This is a genomic window from Vibrio navarrensis, assembly GCF_015767675.1.
GTDB lineage: Bacteria > Pseudomonadota > Gammaproteobacteria > Enterobacterales > Vibrionaceae > Vibrio.
In genome coordinates this window covers 2,927,389-2,953,646 of record NZ_CP065217.1, presented here as the reverse complement: position 1 = coordinate 2,953,646, position 26,258 = coordinate 2,927,389, and the positions used below count along the sequence as shown (strand labels likewise).

The window sequence follows — 26,258 nt, the reverse complement described above, 5'->3', positions numbered from 1 at the left end:
TACGGGCGGTCGCGAAGGTTGTGCGGCGGCCCTTTAAATTTGACATTTATATTTAAACGAGAGGAAACATTAATGTCTAAGATCGTTAAAGTTCTAGGTCGTGAAATCATCGACTCACGTGGTAACCCTACTGTTGAAGCTGAAGTACACCTAGAAGGCGGTTTCGTAGGTATGGCTGCGGCTCCATCTGGCGCATCTACTGGTTCTCGCGAAGCGCTTGAACTACGTGACGGCGACAAAGCTCGTTTCCTAGGTAAAGGCGTACTGAAAGCTCTTGCTGCAGTAAACGGCCCAATCGCAGATGCTCTGGTTGGCAAAGATGCAAAAGACCAAGCTACTGTTGACCAAATCATGATCGACCTAGACGGTACTGAAAACAAATCTAACTTTGGCGCAAACGCAATCCTAGCGGTTTCTCTAGCAAACGCGAAAGCGGCGGCTGCATCAAAAGGCATGCCTCTATACGAGCACATCGCTGAGCTAAACGGCACTGCGGGTCAATTCTCTATGCCTCTACCAATGATGAACATCATCAACGGTGGTGAGCACGCAGACAACAACGTTGACATCCAAGAGTTCATGATCCAGCCAGTTGGCGCGAAAACTCTGAAAGAAGCCGTTCGCATGGGCGCGGAAGTATTCCACAACCTAGCGAAAGTTCTGAAATCTAAAGGTTACAACACCGCTGTTGGTGACGAAGGTGGTTTCGCTCCTAACCTAAAATCTAACGCTGAAGCGCTAGAAGTTATTGCTGAAGCAGTAGCAGCAGCAGGTTACACTCTAGGTACTGACATCACTCTAGCGATGGACTGTGCAGCGTCTGAGTTTTACGATGCAGAGAAGAAAGAGTACAACCTGAAAGGCGAAGGTCGTATCTTCACTTCTAACGGTTTCTCTGACTTCCTAGAAGAGCTGACTGAGAAGTTCCCAATCGTTTCTATCGAAGACGGTCTAGACGAGTCTGACTGGGAAGGTTTCGCATACCAAACTGAGAAACTGGGCAAGAAAATCCAGATCGTTGGTGACGACCTGTTCGTAACGAACACTAAGATCCTGAAAGAAGGTATCGAGAAAGGCATCGCCAACTCTATCCTGATCAAGTTCAACCAAATCGGTTCTCTAACTGAGACTCTAGCTGCAATCAAGATGGCTAAAGACGCAGGTTACACAGCAGTAATCTCTCACCGTTCTGGCGAAACTGAAGACGCAACTATCGCTGACCTAGCGGTAGGTACTGCAGCAGGTCAAATCAAGACAGGTTCTATGAGCCGTTCTGACCGTGTTGCTAAGTACAACCAACTGATCCGTATCGAGGAAGCGCTAGGTGAGCGTGCACCTTTCAACGGTCTTAAAGAAGTTAAAGGTCAAGCTTAATTCTAATCGCTTAGATTGAAGCTTTAAAAACACCCTGCGTTTGCGGGGTGTTTTTTTATCTAGAGGAAAACTTATGGTGAGCGCGCTCCCCTTGTTGCACTAACCCTCTATAGAGCCAACCCGCTAATTGTGCTATAAAAAGGGCTTCATAACTCTTTCCCCTGATAGGCCACAAGTAAAATCACTCATGCGTCTGTTTATTTTAGTTTTGACACTGCTATTTGCGCTGCTGCAATACACACTCTGGTTTGGTAAAAACGGCGTGTCGGATTATTACGCCACCGAGCGTGATATCGAGGTTCAGCAACAAGTGAACAGCAAGTTGCAGTCGCGTAATAGCGAAATGTATGCAGAAATTGATGATCTCAAACAGGGGTTGGATGCGATTGAAGAACGCGCCAGACATGAACTCGGCATGGTGAAAGAAGGAGAAACCTTCTACCGTCTTGTCGGTGAGGAAAATCAATAAGATGCCGAAAAAGACTCTATCTTTAGTCGCGATAGTTCCTGCTGCCGGAGTGGGCAGTAGGATGCAAGCCGATCGTCCCAAGCAATACTTATCCATCGGTGAGCGCACCGTGTTGGAACACACCTTGAATAAGCTGCTAGCGCATCCGTTGATCGCGAAGGTGGTGGTGGCGATCAGCGATGATGACCCTTATTTTGCCCAGTTGCCGATAGCAAACTCGCCGCAAGTGATCCGAGTCAGTGGCGGTAAAGAGCGCGCGGATTCGGTGCTTTCTGGCCTTAAATATGTTCAAACGCACCTAGATGCAAAATGGGTTTTAGTGCATGACGCGGCGAGGCCTTGTGTTTCGCTTGGCGATATCGATGCCTTGATCAGCGCTTGCTTGGTTCATCCAGTTGGCGGAATTTTGGCCACACCAGTGCGTGACACGATGAAGCGCGCTAACGTAGAGCGGGACATTGACCATACGGTCTCTCGTGATGCCCTTTGGCACGCATTAACGCCGCAAATGTTTCAAACTCAGACGTTGGCCGTCGCGCTTGAGCAGGCACTAGCCCATAATGTGGCCATCACCGATGAAGCCTCTGCGTTGGAGTGGCAAGGGCTACAACCCGCCTTAATTCCCGGTAAAGCGACCAATATTAAAATTACTCAGCCAGAAGATCTGGCGTTAGCGGAATTCTATTTAAGCCGAGCAGAAGGATAAACAATGATTCGAATTGGCCATGGTTTTGATGTGCACAAATTTGGTGGAGAAGGCCCCGTGATTATTGGCGGGGTTACAGTGCCTTATGAACAAGGGTTGATCGCGCATTCGGATGGGGATGTGGCCCTGCACGCACTCAGTGATGCCTTGCTTGGCGCGATTGCCGCCGGCGACATTGGTCGTCATTTCCCTGATACCGATGATCAATGGAAAGGTGCCGACAGCCGTGAATTGTTGAAAGATGTTTATCGTCGGGTGAAAGAACAAGGCTATCGTCTGGGCAATGCTGACATCACTATTATCGCCCAAGCGCCGAAAATGGCGCCTTACATTGAGGCCATGTGCCAAGCAATTGCAGAGGATCTGCAAACCGAGGTTGGCAATATTAATGTAAAGGCGACAACCACTGAACGTTTAGGTTTCACCGGACGTAAAGAAGGCATTGCAACGGAAGCCGTTGTATTGTTGATTAAAGAATAAATCGTTTACAAGCTGCATGGCAGTGGAAAAAAGCATGACAGATATCCTCTCTTCTTTGGCATACCTCGCGGGTAAGCCGACGGCACAAGCCAAAATCAAAGCCAAACCTGAGCACTTTCAAGTCAAAGAGGATTTGGGTTTTTCCTTCACCGGTGAAGGTGAGCATCTGATGGTGCATATCCGAAAAACGGGGGAAAACACCAGTTTTGTCGCCAATGAGTTGGCAAAAGTATGCGGGGTGCTATCGCAAAATGTCAGTTGGGCCGGCCTTAAAGATCGCCACGCCGTGACAGAGCAATGGTTGAGTGTGCATCTGCCTACTGGCGGCATTCCCAACTTTGCGGCCTTTCTCGCTCAGTATCCGAGCATCGAAATTTTGGCCGTGACTCGTCACAATAAGAAACTTCGCCCGGGCGATTTGCTCGGCAATGAGTTTGTGGTGACCTTAAGCGAGGTGACGGATGTGGCGGACGTAGAACGCCGCCTAGAGCGAATCCAACAGGTTGGTGTACCAAACTATTTTGGTAGCCAGCGCTTTGGTCGCGATGGCAATAATCTTGATGAGGCTCGCCGCTGGGGGCGAGAAAATGTGCGCACTCGCAACCAAAATAAACGCAGCATGTACTTATCGACAGCACGTTCTTGGATTTTCAATCGCATCGTCTCCGCTCGCTTGCAGCAAGGGATCTTTGACCAAGTGATCGAAGGGGATGTTGTCTTGTCTCAAGCGGGGCAAGAAACGATCGATGCAGCGACTTTGCCTCTGGCTCAAGCGCGTTTTGAACGTGGAGAGGTGATGATTAGTGCGGCCCTAGCGGGCGACAACGCACTGCCCACACAAGCTTCGGCGCTGGCACTAGAGCAGCCGATACTGGATGAAGAAACGGATTTGATGGCGTTGATTGGCGGCAATCGCATGCGCCATGATCGACGTGCTATAAGCTTGAAACCACAAAACCTCACTTGGTCAGTGGTTGGAGATGAGATAACGCTACGTTTTGCACTGGATGCAGGCTCCTTTGCGACTTCGATTGTGCGGGAATTAGTGCAGGAAATAGCGTTCGAAAGAGAGTACCAATAATGATGGATGAAAAGCAGAATAAACCGTTACGGATTCTATTAAGCAATGACGATGGCGTGTTTGCCGAAGGGATTAACGCGTTAGCCGATGAATTGCGTGAGATAGCACAAGTGATTGTTGTGGCTCCAGATAGAAACCGTTCTGGTGCGTCAAACTCTTTGACGTTAGAGCAACCATTACGTGTTAATCGCATTGGTGACGATGTTTATTCTGTTCAGGGCACACCGACCGATTGCGTACACTTTGCGCTCAATGAGTTGCTAAAAGATGATTTGCCGGATCTGGTGCTGAGCGGGATCAATCACGGTGCCAATCTAGGCGATGATGTGCTCTATTCTGGCACTGTGGCAGCGGCAATGGAGGGACATTTTCTCGGTGTTCAGTCCATCGCTTTTTCTCTGGTCGGCAAGCACCATTTTTCCAGCGCGGCTAAAATCGCGCGTCAGTTGGTTGAGCAACATTTAACTTGCCCCATTCCAACCAATCGTCTGTTGAACGTCAACATTCCTGATCGGCCATTTGACCAGTTGCAACAAATGGAAGTCACCCGATTAGGCGCTCGTCATCATGCTGAAAATATGATTAAACAACAAGATCCTCGCGGTCACACGATTTATTGGCTCGGCCCTCCAGGGAAAGAGCAAGATGCTGGGATGGGTACGGATTTCTTTGCGATTGAGTACGGTGTCGTGTCCATTACGCCTTTGCAAGTGGATCTGACCGCGCATGAGTCGCTACGGGCGATGGACGATTGGTTAAAGGATGCAAGCCATGAGTAATCCACACGCAGGTCGTTTGGTGCATTTTCTTGTTGCCCAAGGTATCCAAGATCAAGCGGTATTAGAGGCGATTCATCGTATCCCAAGGGAAAATTTTGTCTCTCAGGCAATGATGCATCAGGCCTATGACAACAACGCATTGCCGATTGGCCAAGGCCAGACCATTTCTCAGCCGTACATTGTGGCAAAAATGACCGAGCTTTTACGCCTAAAAAGGGGCAGTAAAGTGCTGGAGATCGGAACGGGCTCGGGTTATCAAACCGCCGTGCTGGCGTTACTGGTGGATCATGTCTACTCCGTTGAGCGAATTAAAGCGCTGCAATGGGAAGCGAAGCGCCGACTTAAGCAGTTGGATATCTATAATATCTCCACCAAACATGGTGATGGCTGGCAGGGTTGGGAAAGTAAAGGCCCATTTGATGCCATTATTGTTACGGCGGCAGCGGAAAATGTGCCACATGCCTTAATAGAGCAATTAGCAGAAGGGGGGCGACTGGTGATCCCCGTGGGTACCGAAGAGCAGCAGCTTCTGTGCATTGAACGCCGTGATGATCAAATTACCTCTAGCGTGATTGAAAGCGTCAACTTTGTTCCCTTAGTCGCTGGCGAACTGGCGTAGGGGTAGCGAGTGAGTGTGAGCCTTTTTAGGACATTTCAATTAGTTAGTTTACTTGGTGCGGTGCAGTTAGTTGGCTGCGCAGCACACTCGCCTGCACCCGTTTCGGGGTTAGAGAAAGACTACTCATCCGTAGAGCGCGGCAGCTATCGAGGCAGCTACTATGAAGTGGAAAAAGGGGACACGCTCTATTTCATTTCTTATGTCACAAATAAAGATGTAAATGATCTCATCCGTTACAACAACCTTTCTCCGCCGTACACCATCTTCCCAGGGCAAAAACTCAAACTATGGGGGCCTGCATACGTTGCCCCCACATTTGGCAATCTGGCCGAAGCTGCACCAGTTATAGTTTCTGCGCCGGTTGTCCCAACGAAAAGCGTGCCAGTTTCTCCTCCTGAAACGTTAAAATCGAGTAAAAACTCTATCGAAAAAAGCGAGCAAAAGCCGCTTGAAGTGGTTAAAAAAGATTCATCTGGGAAGGTTGAACAATCCAAATCAAAGGAGTATGTTGAGCCTAAAGGTAAAGAAAATGTTATACCAACAGCCAAACCAGCCCAACCAGATAATGACAAAATAGCCAAGTGGTTGTGGCCAACAAAAGGGAGAGTTATCAAGAATTTCTCTGCGGGAGAACAAGGAAACAAAGGGATTGATATTGCAGGACAGCGAGGTCAATCGATAGTCTCAACCGCAGCAGGAGTCGTAGTTTATTCAGGTAATGCGCTGCGTGGATACGGTAATCTGATTATCGTGAAACATAATGATAACTACTTAAGCGCTTACGCTCACAACGATCGGTTGCTAGTAACGGAAGGACAGAGTGTCACAGCCGGGCAAAAAATTGCTACCATGGGTAGCTCTGGCGCCAAATCTGTACGCTTGCACTTTGAAATCCGCTACCAAGGTAAGTCGGTGAATCCAAATCGCTATTTACCTTAATGAAAACTTTGAAAAACAACTTGCGACATAACTAGCAGCGGCATAGCTAAATACAATGCCTTGCTAACTCGCCAGGGGGAGGCGTTATGAGTAACAGCAATGCAGTAACCAAAGTTGATGATTTCGATATTGATCAAATGGATGTAGAGTTGAACGACTCTGATATCGAAGTTAGTGATAAAGAAGACAACAGTTCCGATACCAATACCGCACTCAGAGAAGAGTTTGATGCCAGCAACAAAAGCTTGGATGCGACTCAGCTTTATCTCGGAGAGATCGGTTTCTCACCGCTACTGACCGCTGAAGAAGAAGTGCTTTACGCTCGACGTGCATTGCGTGGGGATGAAGCCGCACGTAAACGTATGATTGAAAGCAACTTACGTTTGGTTGTGAAGATTTCTCGCCGCTACAGCAACCGTGGATTAGCGTTACTTGATCTGATTGAAGAGGGTAACCTTGGCCTGATCAGAGCGGTGGAAAAATTTGACCCAGAGCGCGGTTTCCGCTTCTCTACTTACGCTACTTGGTGGATTCGTCAAACCATCGAACGCGCACTGATGAATCAGACTCGGACCATCCGTTTACCTATCCATGTTGTCAAAGAGCTGAACATCTATCTGCGTACCGCACGCGAGTTGTCGCAAAAACTCGACCACGAACCTACGGCAGAAGAGATCGCTTCTCAGCTGGATATTCCGGTTGAAGATGTCAGCAAAATGCTGCGCCTCAACGAGCGGATTAGCTCTGTCGATACACCGATTGGTGGTGACGGGGAAAAAGCGCTGCTGGATATTATTCCCGATGCGAACAACTCCGATCCTGAAGTGTCAACTCAGGATGAAGATATGCGCAACTCACTGATTTTCTGGTTAGAAGAGCTAAATCCTAAACAGAAAGAAGTGTTGGCACGTCGCTTTGGATTGCTTGGTTATGAGCCATCGACTCTCGAAGAAGTGGGCAAAGAGATTGGTTTAACACGTGAGCGCGTGCGTCAGATCCAAGTTGAAGGGCTACGCAGATTGCGTGAAATCTTAGTCAAACAGGGACTTAACATGGAAAACCTGTTTGATGTCGATATGGATTAAGTCCTGAAGCGAGCTTGCCAATAGCATGAAAATAAAAGAAAAGGCTATGGAGTTATCCCCATAGCCTTTTTGCTATCTAAGAGGTGGCCTACTTAGAGTTAGAGCATTTTCTTCAAGCGATACAAAGCTTCGAGAGCTTGACGTGGCGTGAGATCATCAGGATCAATGCTCGCCAGTGCTTGTTCCACTTCGCTAGGCTCAGGGATCAAGCTAAGCTGATTGGCTACATCCACCATGGTTGGTCTTATCGTGACATCGCCTTTGCTCAACTGCTCTAATTGAGACAGTTTCTGCCGCGCATTTTTGATCACCGTTTTAGGTACGCCAGCGAGCCCCGCTACCGCTAAGCCGTAAGATTTGCTGGCGGCTCCTTCCTGCACAGCATGCATAAAGGCAATACTATCGCCATGCTCTACCGCGTCCAAATGGACATTGGCCAAGTGGGGCAGTTGGTTGGGGAGTTCGGTCAGTTCAAAATAGTGCGTAGCAAACAGAGTGAGTGCGCCAATCTGAGTCGCCAGCCACTGCGCACTGGCCCACGCAAGGGAGAGGCCATCGTAAGTGCTGGTGCCGCGGCCAATCTCATCCATCAGTACCAAGCTGTTTTGTGTTGCGTTGTGCAAAATATTGGCGGTTTCTGTCATCTCGACCATGAAAGTCGAACGGCCAGACGCCAGATCATCAGAAGCGCCGATGCGGGTGAAAATGCGATCCACTGAGCCGATGGTTGCGGATTGTGCCGGGACGTAAGAGCCAATGTGTGCCAGCAGCGCAATTAGCGCGGTTTGGCGCATATAAGTCGATTTACCGCCCATGTTTGGTCCCGTGATGATCAGCATTTTGCGCTGGGCATGCAGCTCAATGGGGTTGGCAATAAAAGGTTCACTGCTCACTTGCTCAACCACCGGATGGCGACCAGCAGAAATGTGGATGCCCGCTTCTTTGGTCAAGCTGGGGCGACAGTAGTCTAGCGTGTCTGCCCGCTCTGCGAGATTTTGCAGCACATCAAGCTGGGCAATCGCACTGGCCAAGTTTTGCAGACGCTCAAGATGCGGCATCAGCAGGTCAAACAGTTCTTCCCAAAGTTGCTTTTCCAGTGCCAACGCTTTGGATTTGGAATTGAGTACCTTGTCTTCGTGCTCTTTCAACGCCGGAATAATGTAGCGCTCGGCATTTTTCAGCGTTTGTCGGCGTACGTAATGAGGTGGGACTAAATGACTTTGGCCGCGGCTGACTTGAATGTAAAAGCCATGCACATTGTTGTAGCCAACTTTGAGGGTGTCGATGCCGTGACGATCGCGTTCTTCGGCTTCAAGCTGCTCCAAGTATTCGGTTGCGCCATCGGCAAGGTTGCGCCATTCATCCAGTTCAGCATTGTAGCCGCTGGCTATCACTCCGCCTTCGCGGATCACCACTGGCGGATTCTCTTTGATCGCCTGTTCAAGAAGGAGGCAAACGTCGTCGATTGGAGCCGCATCTTGGCTCAACTGACGTAAATGAGGATGAGTTAGGTTGGCTAGCTCGCTCTCCAAATCAGGCAGTTGCTGCATTGCATGTCGCAGCCTTGCCATGTCTCGAGGGCGCGCTGAGCGCAGTGCTAAGCGGGCGAGAATACGTTCAATGTCGCCGATTTGTTTGAAAATAGGTTGTAGCTCGGCAAAGCATGCTTGCTCTTTGATCTCACCGATGGCGTCTAAACGCGCGTTGAGCGTATCGAGATCACGCATGGGTTGATGGATCCAGCGTTTAAGCATGCGGCTGCCCATGGGCGTCGCACAGTGATCCAACACTGATGACAGGGTATTTTCCGTACCTCCCGCGAGATTCTGCGTTAGCTCCAGATTGCGGCGCGTGGCGGCGTCTAAAATCACGGAATGATCTTGACGATCGTAAGTGAGCGAGCGGATATGCGGCAGAGCGGTACGCTGGGTATCTTTGACGTACTGGATCAAACAACCCGCAGCACAAAGGCCGAGCTTGGCATGTTCAACCCCAAAGCCGACCAAATCGCGCGTGGCAAATTGTTGATTGAGCTGCTGTTTAGCGGTATCCAGTTCGAACTCCCAAACCGGGCGGCGGCGATTGCCTTTCCGGTTGGCCATTAAATGCACAGGTTCGAAATCTTCCGGAAAAAGTAATTCCCGCGGTGAGGTGCGCTGTAACTCTGCCGCCATCGCTTCTTCGCTTTGCGGTTCTGAGAGCTGAAAACGGCCCGAAGTGACATCCAAAGTGGCATAGCCAAATTTGCCATTGTGGCAGTAAATGGCGGCGATAAGGTTATCGAGACGTTCAGACAGCAGTGCCTCGTCGGTCACAGTTCCGGGCGTGACAATTCGCACCACTTTGCGTTCAACAGGCCCTTTGCTGGTGGCAGGATCGCCAATCTGCTCACAGATGGCGACGGATTCACCCAATTGCACCAGCTTGGCGAGATACCCTTCAACCGCATGAAATGGCACGCCAGCCATTGGAATGGGTTCACCGGCTGAAGCACCTCGTTTGGTCAACGAGATGTCTAACAGTTGGGAAGCACGCTTCGCGTCGTCGTAAAACAACTCATAGAAGTCTCCCATACGATAAAACAGCAAGATCTCCGGATTCTCAGCTTTCAGTTTGAGATATTGCTGCATCATTGGCGTGTGTTGTTGTTCGGCTTTCACGTCGTTGGTCTTTTGTTTGTCTGAAATGAGGCTTAGGATACGTGAATCACAGACAGGCGAAAAGAGATAGCAGGTATTTCAATGACGGTTTCTATCACAACACTTTCGGGCCAACTTGGCGAACAACTCAAACAGCACAAACAGATCCTAGCGACCGCAGAGTCGTGTACTGGCGGTGGTGTTGCGAGTGCGATAACTGACATTGCTGGCAGTTCTGGTTGGTTTGATCGGGCGTTTGTCACCTACAGCAATGACGCGAAAATGGAAATGCTCGGGGTGAGCGCTGAAACCCTAGAACAGCATGGTGCAGTTAGCGAGGAAGTTGTCGAAGAAATGGCGAAAGGGGCATTAAACTATTCACGCGCGACGATAGCGATAGCGATCAGCGGCATTGCCGGGCCAGACGGTGGTACGGCGATTAAACCTGTCGGCACAGTGTGTTTTGCTTGGTTGGATAAAAGTGGCTGGCTGAGAAAGGAAACTTGTCTTTTTTCTGGCGACAGAGCCGCTATCCGTCAGGCGGCGGTTTTGCACTCCCTGCAAGTGGTGAGCGATTATCTGGTCACCAAATAGCCGGATGCGATAAAGATCTCGCTGTGGGCAATCAAGGTCATTTTTTTTCATACAGGGGTGGACACTGTATGAATCAACAGTATAATGACTGGCAATTGTTGAGCAGGATGAAGCCGATTCAGCCTGCATAAAAGTTTTCTAAGTGGTTGCCTTGCGACGACACAATCGGAGAAAGTAATGGACGAGAATAAACAAAAAGCGCTCGCCGCTGCGCTAGGTCAGATCGAAAAGCAGTTTGGTAAAGGCTCTATCATGCGCTTAGGCGACAACCGTGCGATGGATGTCGAAACGATTTCTACGGGCTCTCTTTCTCTGGACATTGCACTAGGCGCTGGCGGCCTACCAATGGGCCGTATTGTCGAAATCTTTGGCCCAGAATCATCCGGTAAAACGACGTTAACACTTGAGCTGATTGCCGCAGCGCAACGCGAAGGTAAAACCTGTGCTTTTATCGATGCTGAACACGCGCTCGACCCTGTTTATGCTAAAAAACTGGGTGTTAACATTGATCAACTGCTGGTCTCTCAGCCTGACACGGGCGAGCAAGCGCTGGAAATCTGTGACGCTTTGGCACGCTCTGGTGCGGTCGACGTGATTGTTGTCGACTCCGTTGCTGCCTTGACACCAAAAGCAGAGATCGAAGGTGAGATGGGCGATTCGCACATGGGGCTGCAGGCTCGTATGCTCTCTCAAGCGATGCGTAAACTCACGGGTAACCTTAAGCAATCTAACTGTATGTGTATCTTCATCAACCAGATCCGTATGAAGATCGGTGTGATGTTTGGTAACCCAGAGACCACAACGGGTGGTAACGCGCTAAAATTCTACGCTTCTGTTCGTTTAGATATCCGTCGTACGGGGTCTATCAAAGAAGGCGACGAAGTGGTGGGCAACGAAACGCGCATCAAAGTGGTGAAAAACAAGATCGCGGCACCATTTAAAGAAGCTAACACTCAGATCATGTATGGCCAAGGCTTTAACCGCGAAGGTGAGCTGATTGATCTCGGTGTGAAATGTAAGTTGATCGAGAAATCAGGTGCTTGGTACAGCTACAACGGTGATAAGATCGGCCAAGGTAAAGCAAATGCCTGTAAGTATCTGAAAGAACACGTTGATGTGGCGAAAGTATTGGATACCAAACTGCGTGAAATGCTGCTCTCTGCCACCCCGCTAGAAGGCGCGGAACTGGCTGATGAAGCACCAGAGCAAGAAGAAGAGTTTTAATCATCTAGTGATATCCCAAAGCCCTGCAGTGCAGGGCTTTTTTACAGGTCAATTTTTATGTATTCCCATTATTCGACGGTGCAAACGTGCAAAGAGGCAGCGATTCAACTCCTGAGTCGGCGCGACTATGGTCAATATGAGTTGAGGCAGAAGCTGATCGCCAAAGGTTACGCCAGTGAAGAAGCCGATACAGTAATTGCTTTTTGTGTTGAACATGGTTACTTGGACGAGCAGCGCTTTGCCGAGAGTCAAATTCGTCAGCATGTAGCAAAAGGGCACGGGGAGCGTCGAATTCGCCAAGAGCTGACTCAAAAACGTGTCGCTGATTCAATCATTGAACAAGCGCTGGTCAATGAACCTCAAGATTGGTTTGAATTGGCAAAACAGACCGCATGGAAAAAGTTTAAAGGCCAGCAGGCGAGTGATCAAAAAGCCTATGCCAAGCAGGTACGCTTTCTTCAATATCGAGGCTTTTCCTTTGAGCAAATCAGCTATGCACTTTCTGAGGAAGAGTAACTCTCCATGCAGTTGATTGTGTCCGGTCTCTTGCTCGTCGGCTGTGAATAAGTGTTATTTTCCCACCTATTTACTGTTTCTCCTTTTCATGTCGTCTTTTCCGCAAGAAAACTAGTCGAAGCTTTAAGCATGATCTACAATACGGCGAAATTCTAACTCGACTATTTTCAGGAAGAGCTGCATGTACATGAGCACTGATGAGGTTCGCAATGCGTTCCTCAAGTTCTTTGAAAGCAAAGGACACCAAATCGTAGAAAGTTCATCGTTAGTACCGCATAACGACCCAACCCTGCTGTTCACTAACGCGGGTATGAACCAATTTAAAGATTGTTTCTTAGGTTTAGAAAAACGCGCCTACACACGAGCGACTACGGCCCAACGCTGTGTACGTGCTGGTGGTAAACACAACGACCTAGAAAACGTCGGTTTTACTGCCCGTCACCATACATTTTTCGAAATGCTAGGCAACTTCAGCTTTGGTGACTACTTCAAAGAAGACGCGATTGCTTATGCATGGGAATTTTTGACTGAAGTTCTGAAGCTTCCCAAAGAGCGCCTCCTCGTCACTGTGTATGAAACGGACGACGAAGCTTTTGACATTTGGCATCAAAAAGTGGGTGTAGCGGCCGATCGCATCATCCGTATCGGTGACAAGAAAGGTGGCAAGAAGTTTGAGTCAGATAACTTCTGGCAAATGGGCGATACCGGCCCATGTGGTCCATGTACAGAAATCTTCTACGATCACGGCGAACACATTTGGGGTGGTCCTCCAGGTTCTCCAGAAGAAGATGGCGACCGTTTCATCGAAATCTGGAACAACGTTTTCATGCAGTTCAACCGTCATGCCGATGGCACAATGGAGCCATTACCTAAACCATCAGTGGATACGGGAATGGGGATCGAGCGTATTTCGGCCATCATGCAGGGCGTACACTCAAACTACGAAATCGATGTGTTCCAAAAACTCATCAAAGCGGCGGCAGAAGTCATTGGTTACCAAGACCTTTCGAACCAATCTTTGCGCGTGATTGCAGACCACATCCGTTCGTGTGCCTTCCTGATTGTTGATGGTGTAATGCCGTCTAACGAAGGTCGTGGTTATGTGCTACGTCGTATTATTCGTCGCGCAGTTCGCCACGGTAACAAATTGGGCGCACAAGGTGCATTCTTCCATCAATTAGTCGGTGTTCTGGCTGAGGTGATGGGGACGGCTGGCGACGAGCTCAAAAAACAGCAAGCGTTAGTGGAAAAAGTACTGCGTATTGAAGAAGAAAACTTTGGCCGTACGCTTGAGCGTGGTATGTCGATCCTTAACGACGCGCTTGATGCTATGGATGGCAAAGTTCTTGACGGCGAAACCGTGTTTAAACTTTACGACACTTATGGTTTCCCAGCCGATCTGACTAACGATGTAGCACGTGAGCGCGACTTCACTATCGATGAAGCTGGCTTTGAAAAAGCGATGGAAGAGCAGCGTCAACGTGCACGTGAAGCGGGGCAGTTTGGCACCGATTACAATGCGAAAATCAAAGTTGACGCCCAGTCTGAGTTTTGTGGCTACTCGACAACTCATGGCGTGAGCGACGTGGTTGCTCTGTTTGTCGAAGGTGAAGAAGCGCAGGCGCTTTCCGCGGGTGACAAAGCGATCGTGATCTTACAAGCAACGCCTTTCTACGCAGAGTCTGGCGGTCAGTGCGGCGATGCAGGCGTGCTGCAAACTGAAGCGGGTCTATTCCGTGTGGAAGACACGCAGAAGCTGGCGAACGCGATTGCCCACCACGGCGTAATGGTTGAAGGTGTTTTGGCGAAAGGCGACCAAGTCAACGCCCAGGTAGACGCAGAGCGTCGTGCGGCTATCTCCCTCAACCACTCTGCCACTCACTTGTTGCACGCGGCGCTTCGTCAAGTGTTAGGTGAGCACGTAGCGCAAAAAGGCTCGCTGGTTAAAGCGGAAAGCTTACGTTTTGACTTCTCTCACTTAGAAGCGGTGACGCCTGCTGAACTCAAAGAAGTGGAACGTTTAGTGAACGCCCAGATCCGTCGTAACCACACTATCCAGACCGATATCATGAATATTGAAGCGGCGAAGCAGAAAGGGGCGATGGCGCTGTTTGGTGAGAAGTACGACGACGAAGTGCGTGTGCTCTCTATGGGTGATTTCTCAACTGAACTGTGTGGTGGTATCCATGCATCGAACACGGGCGATATTGGTCTGTTTAAAATCATCTCTCAAGGTGGTATTGCTGCGGGTATCCGCCGCATTGAAGCGGTGACGGGTGAAGGTGCACTGGACGCATTAGACAATCAAACGCGTAAATACGAAGATAAATTGGCTGATGCGGCCAGCAAAGCCAAATCTCTGGAGAAAGAGATTCAGCAGCTCAAAGATAAATTGGCTTCACAAGCCAGTGCCAGTTTGACCGATCAAGTCAAGCAAATCGCTGGTGTAAACGTGCTTGTAGCTAAGCTTGATGGCGCAGATAACAAAGCGCTACGCGGTATGGTGGATGAACTGAAAAACCAGCTTGGCAGTGGCATCATCATGCTTGGCAATGTGGCTGACGATAAAGTGGGCCTTATCGCTGGCGTTACCAACGATTTAACCAGCAAAGTGAAAGCGGGTGAATTGGTCAATATGGTGGCTCAACAAGTCGGTGGTAAAGGTGGTGGTCGCCCTGACATGGCGCAGGCTGGCGGCACTGATGCAGGAGCCTTGCCAGCTGCATTAGAGTCTGTTGACGCTTGGCTGGCTGAGCGTCTGTAATTTATAAATCCTACGCTCAATCAAAACTTTCTTTGATTGGGCGTGATTTTTTTCTGTCAACCAAGTGGTTTAATTGGTGCAATTTTAAACGAACCAATCAAATCGCTTGGTTTTTATTGTAACTACTGCGGATGATTTACGGATGTAGATAGGAAGTGGTCCTAATGAGACTTTGGTCTTGGGAAGGTGAAGACTGGTGAAAAAATCCCTTATCGTGCAAAAGTTCGGCGGAACCTCAATGGGTTCAATTAACACAATTCATACTGTGGCCGAACACATCATTAAGGCGAAAAATGATGGTAATCAAGTTGTCGTTGTTGTTTCTGCTATGGCGGGTGAAACTAACCGCCTAGTTGCGTTGGCCAAGCAGGTTGACGCTGTACCAACGGCTCGTGAACTTGATGTTTTGCTCTCTGCTGGTGAGCAAGTGTCTATGGCTCTGCTGGCCATGACCCTAAATAAACTGGGTTATGCCGCACGCTCACTTACCGGAGCACAAGCGAACATTGTGACGGATAACCAACACAATGACGCGACGATTAAACACATTGATACGGCCCCTATATTGGAACTGCTTGAGCAGGACCAAATCGTGATTGTGGCTGGTTTTCAAGGTGTGAATGAAAATGGGGATATCACCACTTTAGGTCGAGGCGGCTCTGACACCAGCGCTGTGACATTGGCTGGTGCGTTGTCAGCAGATGAATGTCAAATCTTTACCGACGTTGATGGGATATATACGTGTGATCCACGTGTGGTTAAAAATGCTCAGAAACTGGACATTATCGATTTTCCTTCGATGGAAGAGATGGCCAGAAAAGGAGCCAAAGTACTGCATCTGCCTTGCGTACAATACGCTTGGAAGCACAGTGTGCCGCTACGTGTCCTCTCTACTTTTGATGTTAACCAAGGCAGCTTGGTGAAGGGGGAAACAGGCACACAGTCGGTATGTGGTATTGCTCTGCAACGTGACTTGGCTCAGATCAAAGTCTCCAAAGAAACGGTGTCTAGCCTGACTAAGCAGTGTCAGATGTTAGGCATCGAAATCTGGAATGTGATCGAAGAAGCAGATTGGGCAGGTATCCTGATAAAACAGGATGCATGTGCTAAGTTGGATCTAGTCTTCAGCGATAAAATCCGTAATAGTGAAGCAGTAAGCTTGCTGACTGTCGTAGGTCTGGAAGCGAGCTCGTTGATGCAACACGCATGTGATGCGCTTATTGAACAAGGGATTGGTATCAACCATTGTTCGGTGACTCCGTTGTCCTGTATGTTAGTTGTATCTCCTGAGAGTGTCGATCTGGCAGCAAATGTACTGCATGATGCTTACATTACTTCTGACGAAGCGTTAAACATTCAGCAGAAACAAGCCTTTTTGGGTTGATTTTCCAAAATAAGGTAGTTTACGAAAATATAACTTTTGTTGGATAATAGTTTCGTAACAAGAAATTTAGAGAATACTCAAGGAGCAAAGAATGCTAATTTTGACTCGCCGCGTTGGCGAAACACTAATGATTGGTGACGAAGTGACAGTAACTGTGTTGGGCGTTAAAGGCAACCAGGTACGTATCGGTGTGAATGCTCCGAAAGAAGTATCCGTTCACCGTGAAGAAATCTACATGCGCATTCAAGCTGAAAAAGGTACTGGTAACGTTGCATCTGGCAACTACTAAACAGAAGCTTTGATTGAATAGGGCTGGCCTGTGGGTCAGCCTTTTTTATTTTAGCGTGAATAAGTTTTCTGTCGATTAGCCTTAGCTGATCGGCTTGAAAAGCTTGGTTTTTATTAGCAAAAGTTCATTTCTCATGCGTTTTGGTTAAATGTGCAACGGTTAGTCGATAGGGCGCTATTTTTTCAAAGAAATTGTTTGACTTATTTTTGGTAAATCGTAATATGTGCCTCCGCAAGACGGTGAGGTGGCCGAGAGGCTGAAGGCGCTCCCCTGCTAAGGGAGTATACGGTTTATCCCGTATCGAGGGTTCGAATCCCTCCTTCACCGCCATTCTTGCGAACATCGTTTTACGATACAATGCGCGCTCGTAGCTCAGCTGGATAGAGTACCTGGCTACGAACCAGGCGGTCAGAGGTTCGAATCCTCTCGAGCGCGCCATGTCGTAAATCGGAACAAAAAACGGTGAGGTGGCCGAGAGGCTGAAGGCGCTCCCCTGCTAAGGGAGTATACGGTTTATCCCGTATCGAGGGTTCGAATCCCTCCTTCACCGCCATTTATTGACAAATCAGTCAATTTTTTTGTTCCAAAAGAAATTGTTTGTGATAGACTTCACATCTCTTTCTGAAGAGAACATTGCGCGCTCGTAGCTCAGCTGGATAGAGTACCTGGCTACGAACCAGGCGGTCAGAGGTTCGAATCCTCTCGAGCGCGCCATTCTTCTCAAGTATAAAGGAACGTTAGTTCCTGATATTGGGAATCCGATATCAAACACCTGCGCGTCCGTAGCTCAGCTGGATAGAGTACCTGGCTACGAACCAGGCGGTCAGAGGTTCGAATCCTCTCGGACGCGCCACTTTTCTCACTCTAGGAAAAGTGTTGAGGTGAAACAAATTATTGCGCGCTCGTAGCTCAGCTGGATAGAGTACCTGGCTACGAACCAGGCGGTCAGAGGTTCGAATCCTCTCGAGCGCGCCATTATTAAGGGACTTTAGTTCCTGATAGCGACTCATTGTTTTTTGTGTCGATATCAAACACCTGCGCGTCCGTAGCTCAGCTGGATAGAGTACCTGGCTACGAACCAGGCGGTCAGAGGTTCGAATCCTCTCGGACGCGCCACTTTTCTTACTCTAGGAAAAGTGTTGAGGTGAAAACAAATTATTGCGCGCTCGTAGCTCAGCTGGATAGAGTACCTGGCTACGAACCAGGCGGTCAGAGGTTCGAATCCTCTCGAGCGCGCCATTTTGACAAAGCCTCGCAGTTTGCGAGGCTTTTTCTTTTCCTGCTAACCGACTTATTCTTTCTCTCGCTGCAAGCGGTTTGATTTGCGCTTCGATTCACTCTTCTCTACTAAGGCGATTTCCCTGCGCTTTGCTACTCAATGAACGCGTTTTTTGTTGCCATTTTGTTAAAATTTGCTGTTTTTACTTTTCTTATTTTTCAAATAGTTATTCTCTTTTCTTTAGCTTCATCGCAGTTTTAGTGCTTTCACTACAGTAAAGTGGTTAATGTCCACCTTAAATCAGAAAAAAGTGGCGAATTGTTTCAAGTTATGTGATCTGTGTGGTGAAAAAACAACCTGTGTTGTGGGCTGTTCGGAAACCTTTATTAAACAAAATTGACAAAATTTAACCGATCTAGATAATCGGTTAATCAGAAGCGCTGAAATAGCGATTCTGATGTTGTCAGGATGACACAGAAAGGAAGCAAAATGACAAATATTGGAAGCCAATTAATAGAGGCGGCCACCCTGATGGTTACAGGGATGGGGGTCGTGTTTATTTTTCTCACCATTCTTATTTTTCTTATTCGATTCATGTCGACATTGGTACCACAAGAAGTACCAGAGAAGCTCGTTGCAGCGAAAACGACTAAAGCAAATCAATCAACCTCATCCACTGTCAGCCCACAGGTTGTGGCGGCAATCTCTGCGGCGATTCAACAGCATCGCGCCTCGATTGCAAAGTAGCAAATGAAAGGATTAAAAGGAGTTTATGAGCATGTCTAAACCACTAGCTATTACCGATGTGGTACTTCGTGATGCCCATCAGTCACTATTTGCTACGCGTATGCGTATTGAAGATATGCTGCCTATCGCAGCTGAGTTAGACAAAGTGGGTTATTGGTCGTTAGAAACCTGGGGCGGTGCAACGTTCGACGCTTGTATCCGTTTTCTGGGAGAAGACCCTTGGGAGCGTTTACGTGCACTGAAAAAGGCGATGCCAAACACGCCAATGCAGATGTTACTGCGTGGACAAAACCTGTTGGGTTACCGTCACTACGCGGATGACGTGGTGGAAAAGTTTGTCGAGCGCGCACATACCAATGGGATGGATGTCTTTCGTATCTTTGATGCGATGAATGATGTACGCAATTTTACAAAGGCGGTCAAGGCGACCATTGACGTTGGTGCGCATGCACAAGGCACACTCTCTTACACCACAAGCCCAGTACACAATACGGACACTTGGGTCGATCTCGCTAAGCGTCTCGAAGATCTTGGCTGCCATTCGCTGTGCATTAAAGATATGTCGGGTTTGCTCAAGCCGTATGAAGCGCAAGAGCTGATTACGCGCATAAAAGCGTCTTGTGATATCCCACTCGCGCTGCACTGCCATGCGACTACTGGTCTCTCAACGGCAACGGCGATAAAAGCCGTCGAAGCGGGCATCGATATTCTCGATACGGCGATTTCCTCAATGAGCTGTACTTACGGCCACACGCCTACAGAAACGGTGGTGGCGATGCTTCAGGGAACCGAGCGAGATACCAATTTGCAGCTCGAACAGCTCGAACCTATTGCGGCTTACTTTCGTGAAGTGCGTAAAAAGTACGCAAAATTTGAAGGTCAGTTGAAAGGGGTGGATTCGCGCATTCTGATCGCTCAAGTGCCCGGTGGCATGTTGACGAACATGGAGAGCCAGCTCAAAGAGCAAGGCGCGGCGGATCGCATTGACGAAGTACTGCAAGAGATCCCTCGTGTGCGTGAGGATCTGGGTTTTATCCCTTTGGTCACACCTACCTCGCAGATTGTCGGCACTCAGGCAGTGATCAACGTGCTCACTGGTGAGCGCTATAAGAGCATCACCAAAGAAACGGCGGGCGTTCTGAAAGGGGAATATGGCGCTGCACCTGCACCGGTCAATGCTGAATTGCAAGCGCGTGTTCTCAATGGCGCAGAGCCAGTAGTGTGTCGTCCGGCGGATTTGTTACAAGAAGAGCTTGAGACGTTGACGGACGAGCTGATAACAAAAGCGAAGGATGAAGGCATTCGTTTGGCTGAAGAGAGTGTGGATGATGTACTCACCTATGCACTTTTCCCTCAAGTCGGTCTGAAGTTTTTGAAAAATCGCGGCAATCCAGAAGCCTTTGAACCTACGCCAAGCGCTGACGATGTCAAACCAGCCGCGCCCGCGAAAGCAAGTAACGGCAAAGTGGAAGCTTACAGCGTGCGTGTGGATGGTCAGGTGTTCCACGTTGAAGTGGGACCTGAAGGCCAGCTAACCTCTGTAACGCCAAGTGTTGCCCCAGCGACTCCCGCGACACCATTGCCAGCCAGTGCCGACGCTGAAGCCGTTTCTGCGCCTTTGGCTGGGAATATTTTTAAAGTACACGTGCAAGCGGGTGCTCCGGTGGAAGAGGGGGATATCCTGCTGATTTTGGAAGCGATGAAGATGGAAACGGAAATCCGCGCTGCCCGCAGCGGCATTGTGCAAGAGCTCAATGTAAAAGAAGGTGATTCCGTCACTGTTGGCGCACCACTGCTGAGTCTGGCATAAGGGAGAACCATGGACGGATTATTAACTCTCTGGTCTGAAACGGGGATCGCGCATTTTGAGTTTGGCCAGATCTGCATGATCGCCGTTGGCTGCCTGTTGCTGTTTTTAGCGATCAGTAAGGGCTTTGAACCCTTACTTTTATTGCCGATCGGCTTTGGCGCTATCTTGGCCAATATCCCCAACGCAGGTTTTACCGAGCCGGGTGGTTTGCTCTATTACGTTTACCACGTCGGCATTGAGTCGGGCGTGTTCCCATTGCTGATCTTTATGGGCGTGGGAGCAATGACTGACTTTGGTGCGTTGATCGCAAACCCGAAAACGTTGCTCTTGGGTGCTGCGGCGCAGTTTGGTATTTTCGCCACCCTATTTGGCGCGATTTTGCTCAACTATGTACCGGGCATGGAGTTCACTATGGCGGATGCCTCTTCGATAGCGATTATCGGTGGTGCTGATGGACCGACGGCGATTTTCCTCGCCAGCCGACTCTCCCCTGATCTCTTGGGGGCGATTGCGGTGGCCGCCTACAGCTACATGGCGTTGGTGCCGATCATACAGCCACCGATCATGAAAGCACTGACCACAGTGGAAGAGCGCAAGATCAAAATGGCGCAGTTGCGTCATGTTAGCAAAATCGAGAAAGTTCTCTTTCCCCTCGCTGTATTGCTGATGACCATCCTGTTTTTACCTTCGGCGACACCGCTAGTGGGTATGTTCTGCTTAGGAAACTTGATGCGAGAAGCCGGTGTGGTGGAACGTTTGTCCAAGACAGCGCAGAACGAGCTTATCAACATCGTGACCATCTTCCTTGGCCTCGGTGTGGGCTCGAAGCTTCAGGCGGATAAGTTCCTCAACATTGAAACGCTCGGTATTCTGGCGTTGGGAGCGGTGGCCTTTAGCATCGGCACTGGCGCAGGGGTTTTAATGGCGAAAGTGCTGAACAAGTTTTCCAAAGAAGAGATCAACCCGCTGATTGGTGCGGCTGGGGTGTCGGCTGTGCCTATGGCTGCTCGGGTGGTGAACAAGGTCGGGCTTGAGGCCAACCCGCAGAACTTTTTGCTGATGCACGCGATGGGGCCAAACGTGGCAGGTGTACTTGGTAGTGCGGTAGCCGCAGGGATTTTGTTGGCGTTAGTGGGTTAACACTGTGTTACGTGAAATGTCGGTCAAATTGTCTTTTCACGGTTAACGCCAAGAAACAAAATGGTTTATAGTCAAGGGGATGCTTTCGCATCCCTTTCTTTTTATCGGTAGAGAATGCCTGTTATGGAAAATAAGCAAATCGTCATTAGCAAATTTGGTGGACCAGAGGTTCTGGCAATACGTAGTTCTGAGATACCTCAGCCTCAAGCTGGGCAGGTATTGGTGAAAGTCTCTTTTGCTGGAGTCAATCCCATCGACGTCAAAACTCGAGCAGGTCTAGGTTGGGCCGCCGCGCAAAACAAAGACAAACTGCCTTGGACACCGGGTTATGACATTGCCGGCAAAGTGGTGAGCTGTGGTGACGGTGCCAACATTTTTGCCGTGGGAGATGCCGTTGCAGGCTTTGTGGGTTTCCCTTTGCAAGGGGGTGGTTACAGCCAGTATCTGTGTGTAGACGAGCGCCAATTGAGCAGAGTACCCGATTCGGTGACGCTGGAAGCGGCGGCGGCCTTGCCGTTAGCCGGGCAAACGGCGGCTCAGGCAATCAATAAAGCGGGCGTCAAAGAAGGGGAGCGGGTCTTAATTCTCGCTGGGGCAGGTGGCGTGGGCCACATTGCGGTGCAAATTGCCGTGGCAGCGAAAGCGGAAGTGTACACCACCTGTAGTGAGCGAAATCTTGATTACATGGCCACGCTAGGCGCGCACGCGATTAACTACCAGTTTGCTCCTGCGTCTGAGCGTCTTCAGGAAGTTGATGTGTTGATCGATCTCGTCGGTGGCGAAGTCGCCTTGGATGCGCTCAAATGCCTCAAGGACAATGCGCGAGTCATCACTGTGCCCACGCTGACGGCGGAGATGATCTGTGAAAAAGCGCACATGCTCGGTTTTGAGGCCTCCGGTATGCTGGTTGAACCCACTCCGGAGCAGTTAAACACCCTGCTGTATATGGTGGGCGTTGGTCTGTTGAAAAGCGAAATTCAACAGGTATTTCCCATGACAGAAGTGGCGGCGGCGCACCAACAGATCGAATCAGGGCATACGCGAGGCAAGGTGCTGCTTGATATGCAATGCTAGATGCTTTTAACCAAGGTTTCGCTCAGTTTGCCTTGTGGTTTTCTGATTCTGCCCTTTGGGTGCTTTTTTTCACTGGTTTTTTAAGTGCCACCTTGCTGCCCGGTGGGTCAGAAGCGGGGTTGATCGCGACCTTATCTTTGCAGCAATTTCCGGTTGTTCAGGTGATTTTCATCGCCACGCTGGGCAATACCCTCGGTGGGCTGAGCAATTATTGGCTGGGTTACTTGCTACCGAATCGAACTCAGCAGGAAAAACAAGGTCATACCGCTATGAGGTGGCTCTCTAACTATGGATATGTCGCGCTTTTTTTCAGCTGGTTGCCCGTGATTGGTGATCCGCTCTGTTTGGCGGCTGGTTGGCTGCGTATGAAATTTCTTCCTTGTCTAGCGCTGATTGCGCTGGGCAAAGCCGTCCGCTACAGCGTGCTGGCGGCTCTCTATTTCGGTTTGTTCTAAGGAAAACGCATGAAAAAATTTATGCTAAGTGCTTGCTCGCTCTTCGTGCTGGCAGGCTGTGCGTCGGTAAAATCGGTTTCCGTTCCCTTTTTCTCCTCGCTGCCTGAAGGCGTGACGTTGGTTGATGAATCAGAAGCGCAATCTGGCAAGGTCAAAATTCCCTACGAAAAATATCGCCTTGCCAATGGGTTAACGGTGATTCTTTCTTCGGACCATTCTGATCCCTTAGTGCATGTGGATGTCACTTACCATGTGGGATCGGCTCGTGAAGAGGTCGGAAAATCGGGTTTCGCTCATTTCTTTGAGCACATGATGTTCCAAGGCTCTGAGAACGTGGGCGATCAGCAGCACTTTAAGATCATTACCGAAGCGGGTGGCAGCCTTAATGGCACCACTAACCGCGATCGAACCAACTATTTTGAAACCGTCCCAGCCAATCAACTAGAGAAAATGCTCTGGCTGGAGTCAGATCGTATGGGCTTTCTTCTCGATGCGGTTTCTCAGCGTAAGTTTGAGATTCAGCGAGATACGGTGAAGAACGAACGTGCGCAGCGCTATGACAACCGCCCTTATGGTTTGATTTGGGAGCGCATGGCCGAAGCCATGTATCCGGAAGGTCACCCTTATTCTTGGCAAACTATTGGTTATGTTGAAGATCTTGACCGTGTCGATGTCAATGATCTAAAAGCCTTCTTCTTGCGCTGGTATGGGCCAAACAACGCGGTGATCACTATTGGTGGCGACATTGATACCGAGCAAACCTTGCAGTGGGTGAACAAATATTTTGGCTCGATTCCCCGTGGTCCAGAGGTAGAAAACGCACCGAAGCAACCTGCCACACTGGCCGAAAACCGCTTTATCACTTTAGAAGATCGCATTCGTCAGCCGATGGTGATGATTGGCTGGCCGACAACTTACAATGGCGAAGAACATCAAGCCTCATTGGATGCGCTGGCGAGTTTGCTTGGCTCAGGGAATAATAGCTTGCTCTATCAAAACCTGATCAAAACGCAAAAAGCGGTTGATGCGGGTGCATTCCAAGATTGTGCTGAACTGTCTTGCACGTTTTACGTGTATGCGATGGGCGATTCGGGAGAGAAAGGCGATCTGAGTAAACTCTACCAAGAGTTGATGCAGACATTGGCGCAATTTGAGCAGAAAGGGGCAGATCAAAGCCGTTTAGAGCAAATTACCGGCAAAGCGGAAGCGGATGCCGTATTTGCTTTGCAAAGTGTCAGCGGCAAAGTGAGTCAACTTGCGGCCAATGAAACCTTCTTCGGTCAACCCGATCGCATTGAATATCAGCTTGATCAACTACGTGCGGTGACACCAGAGTCAGTCAATCAGGCGTATCAGGACTTCATTGCTGGCAAAAACAAGGTGACCTTAAGTGTGGTGCCCAAAGGGCGTACCGATTTGGCGGTACAACAAGCCAACTTTGTTACGCCAGCTCGCACTCTGCCGGAATATCAGAAAATTAGCGACGATCAGCTGGTTTATCGTAAAGCGCAGGATGATTTTGACCGCTCGGTAATGCCACCCGTTGGTGAACCAGTTAAAGCGCAGATGCCGGAGCTCTACAAACTGCATTTTGACAACGGCAGTGAACTGCTCGGAGCCGTTAGCGATGAAACCCCCACGGTGTTGATGCAGTTTAAGTTTCCGGCGGGAAGCCGCTTCGAGGCGAAAGGCCAAGAAGGGCTTGCCAAGTTAACCGCGGCGATGTTGCACGAAGGGACCAGCAAGCGCAGCGCGGAGCAGATTCAGGCGGAGCTCGATAAGCTTGGCAGCACCATTTCCGTTTCGGCAGAGCGTTACACCACCAATGTTACTTTGTCTGCATTGGAGAAAAACCTCCCGGCTACGCTGCAGATTCTGCAAGAAATGGTTCAATCGCCCGCTTTCAAAGAAGAAGATTTTGCCCGTGCGCAGAAACAGATGATTGAGGGGGCGGTGTATCAACAGCAGCAGCCGAGCTGGATGGCGTCACAAGCCACTCGCCAAGTGGTGTTTGGCGATACCTTATTTGCCCGTTCCAGTGATGGCACGCTTGCTTCCTTGCAAGCGTTGACACTCGACGATGTGAAAGCCTTCTACCAGTCTCATTACACGCCGCAGAGCGCGCAAATTGTGGTGGTCGGCGATCTGAGCAAGCGAGACGTGAGCAAACAGTTGGCCTTTTGGAAAGCGTGGAAAGACGATGCTGCACCGCTGTATCGTCCGCAAGTCGTCAAAGCGCAGACTGAGCAGAAGATCTATTTGGTTGACAAGCCGGGGGCGCCACAAAGTGTCATTCGAATGGTTCGACTCGGCCTACCTTATGATGCCACGGGGGAAATGTTCCTCGCTCAGTTAGCCAACTTTAACTTGGCGGGCAATTTCAACAGCCGTCTCAATCAAAATCTGCGTGAAGACAAAGGTTATACCTATGGCGCTCAAGGCTATTTCTCCAGCAATCTTGAAACTGGCGTTGTGGTGTTTGACGCTCAGGTTCGAGCCGATGCCACCGTTGCAGCACTGATGGAGATGGAAAATGAGCTGAGTGAGTTCTCACTCTCAGGTATGTCGGACGAGGAACTGGCTTTCATGCGTCAAGCGGTTGGCCAACAAGATGCGCTGAAGTACGAGACGCCGGGGCAAAAAGCGGGGTTGATCGGTAATATCTTGGCCTACAGTCTGGATGAGGACTACCTGCAACAGCGCAATGCTTTAGTGGAACAAGTGAACAAACAAACGCTGAATGAGTTATCTGCGAAATGGTTTGATCCGTCTCAATATCAAATGATAGTGGTGGGCGATGCGAAAACGCTTCGGCCGCAACTGGAAAAGTTGAATAAAGAGATAGAAGAGCTTGAAATCATCCGATAGAGT

At 49.4% G+C, this 26,258-nt stretch carries 22 protein-coding genes and 8 tRNA genes; 29 read left to right on the top strand and 1 reads right to left on the bottom strand.

All coding sequences use genetic code 11. From position 1 onward, the window contains the following. Positions 1–72 precede the first annotated feature (72 nt). From eno to rpoS, 9 genes are all read left to right on the top strand, one after another. On the top strand, positions 73–1,374 hold the full coding sequence (gene eno, locus I3X05_RS13870) for a phosphopyruvate hydratase (RefSeq protein WP_045571231.1): 1,302 nt from the start codon (positions 73–75) through the stop codon (positions 1,372–1,374). A 187-nt stretch (positions 1,375–1,561) separates the two neighbouring features. Then, positions 1,562–1,843 carry a cell division protein FtsB gene (gene ftsB, locus I3X05_RS13865; protein WP_039430478.1) on the top strand — a complete coding sequence of 94 codons (282 nt, stop codon included), beginning with the start codon at positions 1,562–1,564 and terminating at the stop codon, positions 1,841–1,843. A gap of 1 nt (position 1,844) precedes the next feature. Then, complete coding sequence (gene ispD, locus I3X05_RS13860) at positions 1,845–2,549, top strand: 2-C-methyl-D-erythritol 4-phosphate cytidylyltransferase (protein WP_045571230.1); 705 nt, start codon at positions 1,845–1,847, stop codon at positions 2,547–2,549. 3 nt (positions 2,550–2,552) lie between these two features. Next, positions 2,553–3,029 carry a 2-C-methyl-D-erythritol 2,4-cyclodiphosphate synthase gene (gene ispF / locus I3X05_RS13855; RefSeq protein WP_045571229.1) on the top strand — a complete coding sequence of 159 codons (477 nt, stop codon included), beginning with the start codon at positions 2,553–2,555 and terminating at the stop codon, positions 3,027–3,029. 34 nt (positions 3,030–3,063) lie between these two features. After that, the gene (gene truD / locus I3X05_RS13850) at positions 3,064–4,110 is read left to right on the top strand and encodes a tRNA pseudouridine(13) synthase TruD (protein ID WP_045571278.1); all 1,047 of its coding nucleotides are present in this window, start codon (positions 3,064–3,066) and stop codon (positions 4,108–4,110) included. Positions 4,111–4,112: 2 nt separating this feature from the next. After that, on the top strand, positions 4,113–4,889 hold the full coding sequence (gene surE / locus I3X05_RS13845; protein WP_045571277.1) for a 5'/3'-nucleotidase SurE: 777 nt from the start codon (positions 4,113–4,115) through the stop codon (positions 4,887–4,889). Next, positions 4,882–5,508 (top strand): protein-L-isoaspartate(D-aspartate) O-methyltransferase, encoded by a 627-nt coding sequence (locus tag I3X05_RS13840; RefSeq protein WP_045571228.1) that lies wholly within the window; start codon positions 4,882–4,884, stop codon positions 5,506–5,508. The genes surE and I3X05_RS13840 overlap by 8 nt, the downstream gene beginning before the upstream one ends. A gap of 15 nt (positions 5,509–5,523) precedes the next feature. Beyond that, a complete protein-coding gene (locus tag I3X05_RS13835) occupies positions 5,524–6,447 on the top strand; it encodes a peptidoglycan DD-metalloendopeptidase family protein (protein ID WP_045571227.1) in 924 nt (307 codons plus the stop codon). Between the two features lie 86 nt (positions 6,448–6,533). Further along, positions 6,534–7,532 carry an RNA polymerase sigma factor RpoS gene (rpoS, locus tag I3X05_RS13830; RefSeq protein ID WP_045571226.1) on the top strand — a complete coding sequence of 333 codons (999 nt, stop codon included), beginning with the start codon at positions 6,534–6,536 and terminating at the stop codon, positions 7,530–7,532. A gap of 98 nt (positions 7,533–7,630) precedes the next feature. On the opposite strand, the gene mutS is transcribed toward rpoS, so the two are convergent. Further along, positions 7,631–10,192 (bottom strand): DNA mismatch repair protein MutS, encoded by a 2,562-nt coding sequence (mutS, locus tag I3X05_RS13825; protein WP_045571225.1) that lies wholly within the window; start codon positions 10,190–10,192, stop codon positions 7,631–7,633. An 81-nt stretch (positions 10,193–10,273) separates the two neighbouring features. Between mutS and pncC the strand changes: the two genes are divergently transcribed. The 20 genes from pncC to I3X05_RS13725 all read left to right on the top strand — a co-directional run bounded on the left by pncC (position 10,274) and on the right by I3X05_RS13725 (position 26,255). After that, positions 10,274–10,765 carry a nicotinamide-nucleotide amidase gene (gene pncC, locus I3X05_RS13820; RefSeq protein ID WP_045571224.1) on the top strand — a complete coding sequence of 164 codons (492 nt, stop codon included), beginning with the start codon at positions 10,274–10,276 and terminating at the stop codon, positions 10,763–10,765. 177 nt (positions 10,766–10,942) lie between these two features. Then, entirely contained in the window at positions 10,943–11,989 is a 1,047-nt protein-coding gene (gene recA, locus I3X05_RS13815; RefSeq protein ID WP_039430472.1) for a recombinase RecA, read from the top strand. A 57-nt stretch (positions 11,990–12,046) separates the two neighbouring features. Beyond that, positions 12,047–12,505 carry a recombination regulator RecX gene (gene recX / locus I3X05_RS13810; RefSeq protein WP_045571223.1) on the top strand — a complete coding sequence of 153 codons (459 nt, stop codon included), beginning with the start codon at positions 12,047–12,049 and terminating at the stop codon, positions 12,503–12,505. Positions 12,506–12,686: 181 nt separating this feature from the next. Next, complete coding sequence (gene alaS / locus I3X05_RS13805; RefSeq protein ID WP_045571222.1) at positions 12,687–15,269, top strand: alanine--tRNA ligase; 2,583 nt, start codon at positions 12,687–12,689, stop codon at positions 15,267–15,269. Between the two features lie 196 nt (positions 15,270–15,465). Further along, positions 15,466–16,653 (top strand): aspartate kinase, encoded by a 1,188-nt coding sequence (locus I3X05_RS13800; RefSeq protein ID WP_045571221.1) that lies wholly within the window; start codon positions 15,466–15,468, stop codon positions 16,651–16,653. A 91-nt stretch (positions 16,654–16,744) separates the two neighbouring features. Beyond that, positions 16,745–16,942 carry a carbon storage regulator CsrA gene (gene csrA / locus I3X05_RS13795; RefSeq protein ID WP_039430468.1) on the top strand — a complete coding sequence of 66 codons (198 nt, stop codon included), beginning with the start codon at positions 16,745–16,747 and terminating at the stop codon, positions 16,940–16,942. Between the two features lie 238 nt (positions 16,943–17,180). Beyond that, positions 17,181–17,272: transfer RNA gene (locus tag I3X05_RS13790), tRNA-Ser, on the top strand. A 31-nt stretch (positions 17,273–17,303) separates the two neighbouring features. Then, positions 17,304–17,380 (top strand) — tRNA-Arg (locus I3X05_RS13785). Positions 17,381–17,403: 23 nt separating this feature from the next. Then, positions 17,404–17,495: transfer RNA gene (locus I3X05_RS13780), tRNA-Ser, on the top strand. An 84-nt stretch (positions 17,496–17,579) separates the two neighbouring features. Continuing rightward, positions 17,580–17,656, top strand: a tRNA-Arg gene (locus I3X05_RS13775). A gap of 62 nt (positions 17,657–17,718) precedes the next feature. Beyond that, positions 17,719–17,795 (top strand) — tRNA-Arg (locus I3X05_RS13770). Positions 17,796–17,840: 45 nt separating this feature from the next. Continuing rightward, positions 17,841–17,917: transfer RNA gene (locus I3X05_RS13765), tRNA-Arg, on the top strand. A 64-nt stretch (positions 17,918–17,981) separates the two neighbouring features. Continuing rightward, positions 17,982–18,058, top strand: a tRNA-Arg gene (locus tag I3X05_RS13760). 46 nt (positions 18,059–18,104) lie between these two features. Next, positions 18,105–18,181, top strand: a tRNA-Arg gene (locus I3X05_RS13755). 469 nt (positions 18,182–18,650) lie between these two features. After that, positions 18,651–18,908: an oxaloacetate decarboxylase subunit gamma gene (locus tag I3X05_RS13750; RefSeq protein ID WP_039430467.1), complete on the top strand. Its 258-nt coding sequence runs from the start codon at positions 18,651–18,653 to the stop codon at positions 18,906–18,908. A 31-nt stretch (positions 18,909–18,939) separates the two neighbouring features. Continuing rightward, on the top strand, positions 18,940–20,718 hold the full coding sequence (oadA, locus tag I3X05_RS13745) for a sodium-extruding oxaloacetate decarboxylase subunit alpha (RefSeq protein ID WP_139046372.1): 1,779 nt from the start codon (positions 18,940–18,942) through the stop codon (positions 20,716–20,718). 9 nt (positions 20,719–20,727) lie between these two features. Further along, positions 20,728–21,858 carry a sodium ion-translocating decarboxylase subunit beta gene (locus I3X05_RS13740; RefSeq protein ID WP_045571219.1) on the top strand — a complete coding sequence of 377 codons (1,131 nt, stop codon included), beginning with the start codon at positions 20,728–20,730 and terminating at the stop codon, positions 21,856–21,858. Positions 21,859–21,981: 123 nt separating this feature from the next. After that, complete coding sequence (locus tag I3X05_RS13735) at positions 21,982–22,932, top strand: NADP-dependent oxidoreductase (protein WP_045571218.1); 951 nt, start codon at positions 21,982–21,984, stop codon at positions 22,930–22,932. Beyond that, entirely contained in the window at positions 22,926–23,387 is a 462-nt protein-coding gene (locus I3X05_RS13730; RefSeq protein WP_039430463.1) for a YqaA family protein, read from the top strand. Before I3X05_RS13735 ends, I3X05_RS13730 begins: the two co-directional genes overlap by 7 nt. Before the next feature lie 9 nt (positions 23,388–23,396). Further along, complete coding sequence (locus tag I3X05_RS13725) at positions 23,397–26,255, top strand: M16 family metallopeptidase (RefSeq protein WP_337970804.1); 2,859 nt, start codon at positions 23,397–23,399, stop codon at positions 26,253–26,255. The last annotated feature ends 3 nt before the right edge of the window (positions 26,256–26,258 follow it).

What these genes read in the sequence shown, in the direction of transcription:
- eno (WP_045571231.1), top strand. Translation starts at nt 73, where the DNA reads ATGTCTAAGATCGTTAAAGTTCTAGGTCGTGAAATCATCGACTCACGT.
- ftsB (WP_039430478.1), top strand. Translation starts at nt 1,562, where the DNA reads ATGCGTCTGTTTATTTTAGTTTTGACACTGCTATTTGCGCTGCTGCAA.
- ispD (WP_045571230.1), top strand. Translation starts at nt 1,845, where the DNA reads ATGCCGAAAAAGACTCTATCTTTAGTCGCGATAGTTCCTGCTGCCGGA.
- ispF (WP_045571229.1), top strand. Translation starts at nt 2,553, where the DNA reads ATGATTCGAATTGGCCATGGTTTTGATGTGCACAAATTTGGTGGAGAA.
- truD (WP_045571278.1), top strand. Translation starts at nt 3,064, where the DNA reads ATGACAGATATCCTCTCTTCTTTGGCATACCTCGCGGGTAAGCCGACG.
- surE (WP_045571277.1), top strand. Translation starts at nt 4,113, where the DNA reads ATGGATGAAAAGCAGAATAAACCGTTACGGATTCTATTAAGCAATGAC.
- I3X05_RS13840 (WP_045571228.1), top strand. Translation starts at nt 4,882, where the DNA reads ATGAGTAATCCACACGCAGGTCGTTTGGTGCATTTTCTTGTTGCCCAA.
- rpoS (WP_045571226.1), top strand. Translation starts at nt 6,534, where the DNA reads ATGAGTAACAGCAATGCAGTAACCAAAGTTGATGATTTCGATATTGAT.
- pncC (WP_045571224.1), top strand. Translation starts at nt 10,274, where the DNA reads ATGACGGTTTCTATCACAACACTTTCGGGCCAACTTGGCGAACAACTC.
- recA (WP_039430472.1), top strand. Translation starts at nt 10,943, where the DNA reads ATGGACGAGAATAAACAAAAAGCGCTCGCCGCTGCGCTAGGTCAGATC.
- recX (WP_045571223.1), top strand. Translation starts at nt 12,047, where the DNA reads ATGTATTCCCATTATTCGACGGTGCAAACGTGCAAAGAGGCAGCGATT.
- alaS (WP_045571222.1), top strand. Translation starts at nt 12,687, where the DNA reads ATGTACATGAGCACTGATGAGGTTCGCAATGCGTTCCTCAAGTTCTTT.
- csrA (WP_039430468.1), top strand. Translation starts at nt 16,745, where the DNA reads ATGCTAATTTTGACTCGCCGCGTTGGCGAAACACTAATGATTGGTGAC.
- I3X05_RS13750 (WP_039430467.1), top strand. Translation starts at nt 18,651, where the DNA reads ATGACAAATATTGGAAGCCAATTAATAGAGGCGGCCACCCTGATGGTT.
- oadA (WP_139046372.1), top strand. Translation starts at nt 18,940, where the DNA reads ATGTCTAAACCACTAGCTATTACCGATGTGGTACTTCGTGATGCCCAT.
- I3X05_RS13740 (WP_045571219.1), top strand. Translation starts at nt 20,728, where the DNA reads ATGGACGGATTATTAACTCTCTGGTCTGAAACGGGGATCGCGCATTTT.
- I3X05_RS13735 (WP_045571218.1), top strand. Translation starts at nt 21,982, where the DNA reads ATGGAAAATAAGCAAATCGTCATTAGCAAATTTGGTGGACCAGAGGTT.
- I3X05_RS13730 (WP_039430463.1), top strand. Translation starts at nt 22,926, where the DNA reads ATGCTAGATGCTTTTAACCAAGGTTTCGCTCAGTTTGCCTTGTGGTTT.
- I3X05_RS13725 (WP_337970804.1), top strand. Translation starts at nt 23,397, where the DNA reads ATGAAAAAATTTATGCTAAGTGCTTGCTCGCTCTTCGTGCTGGCAGGC.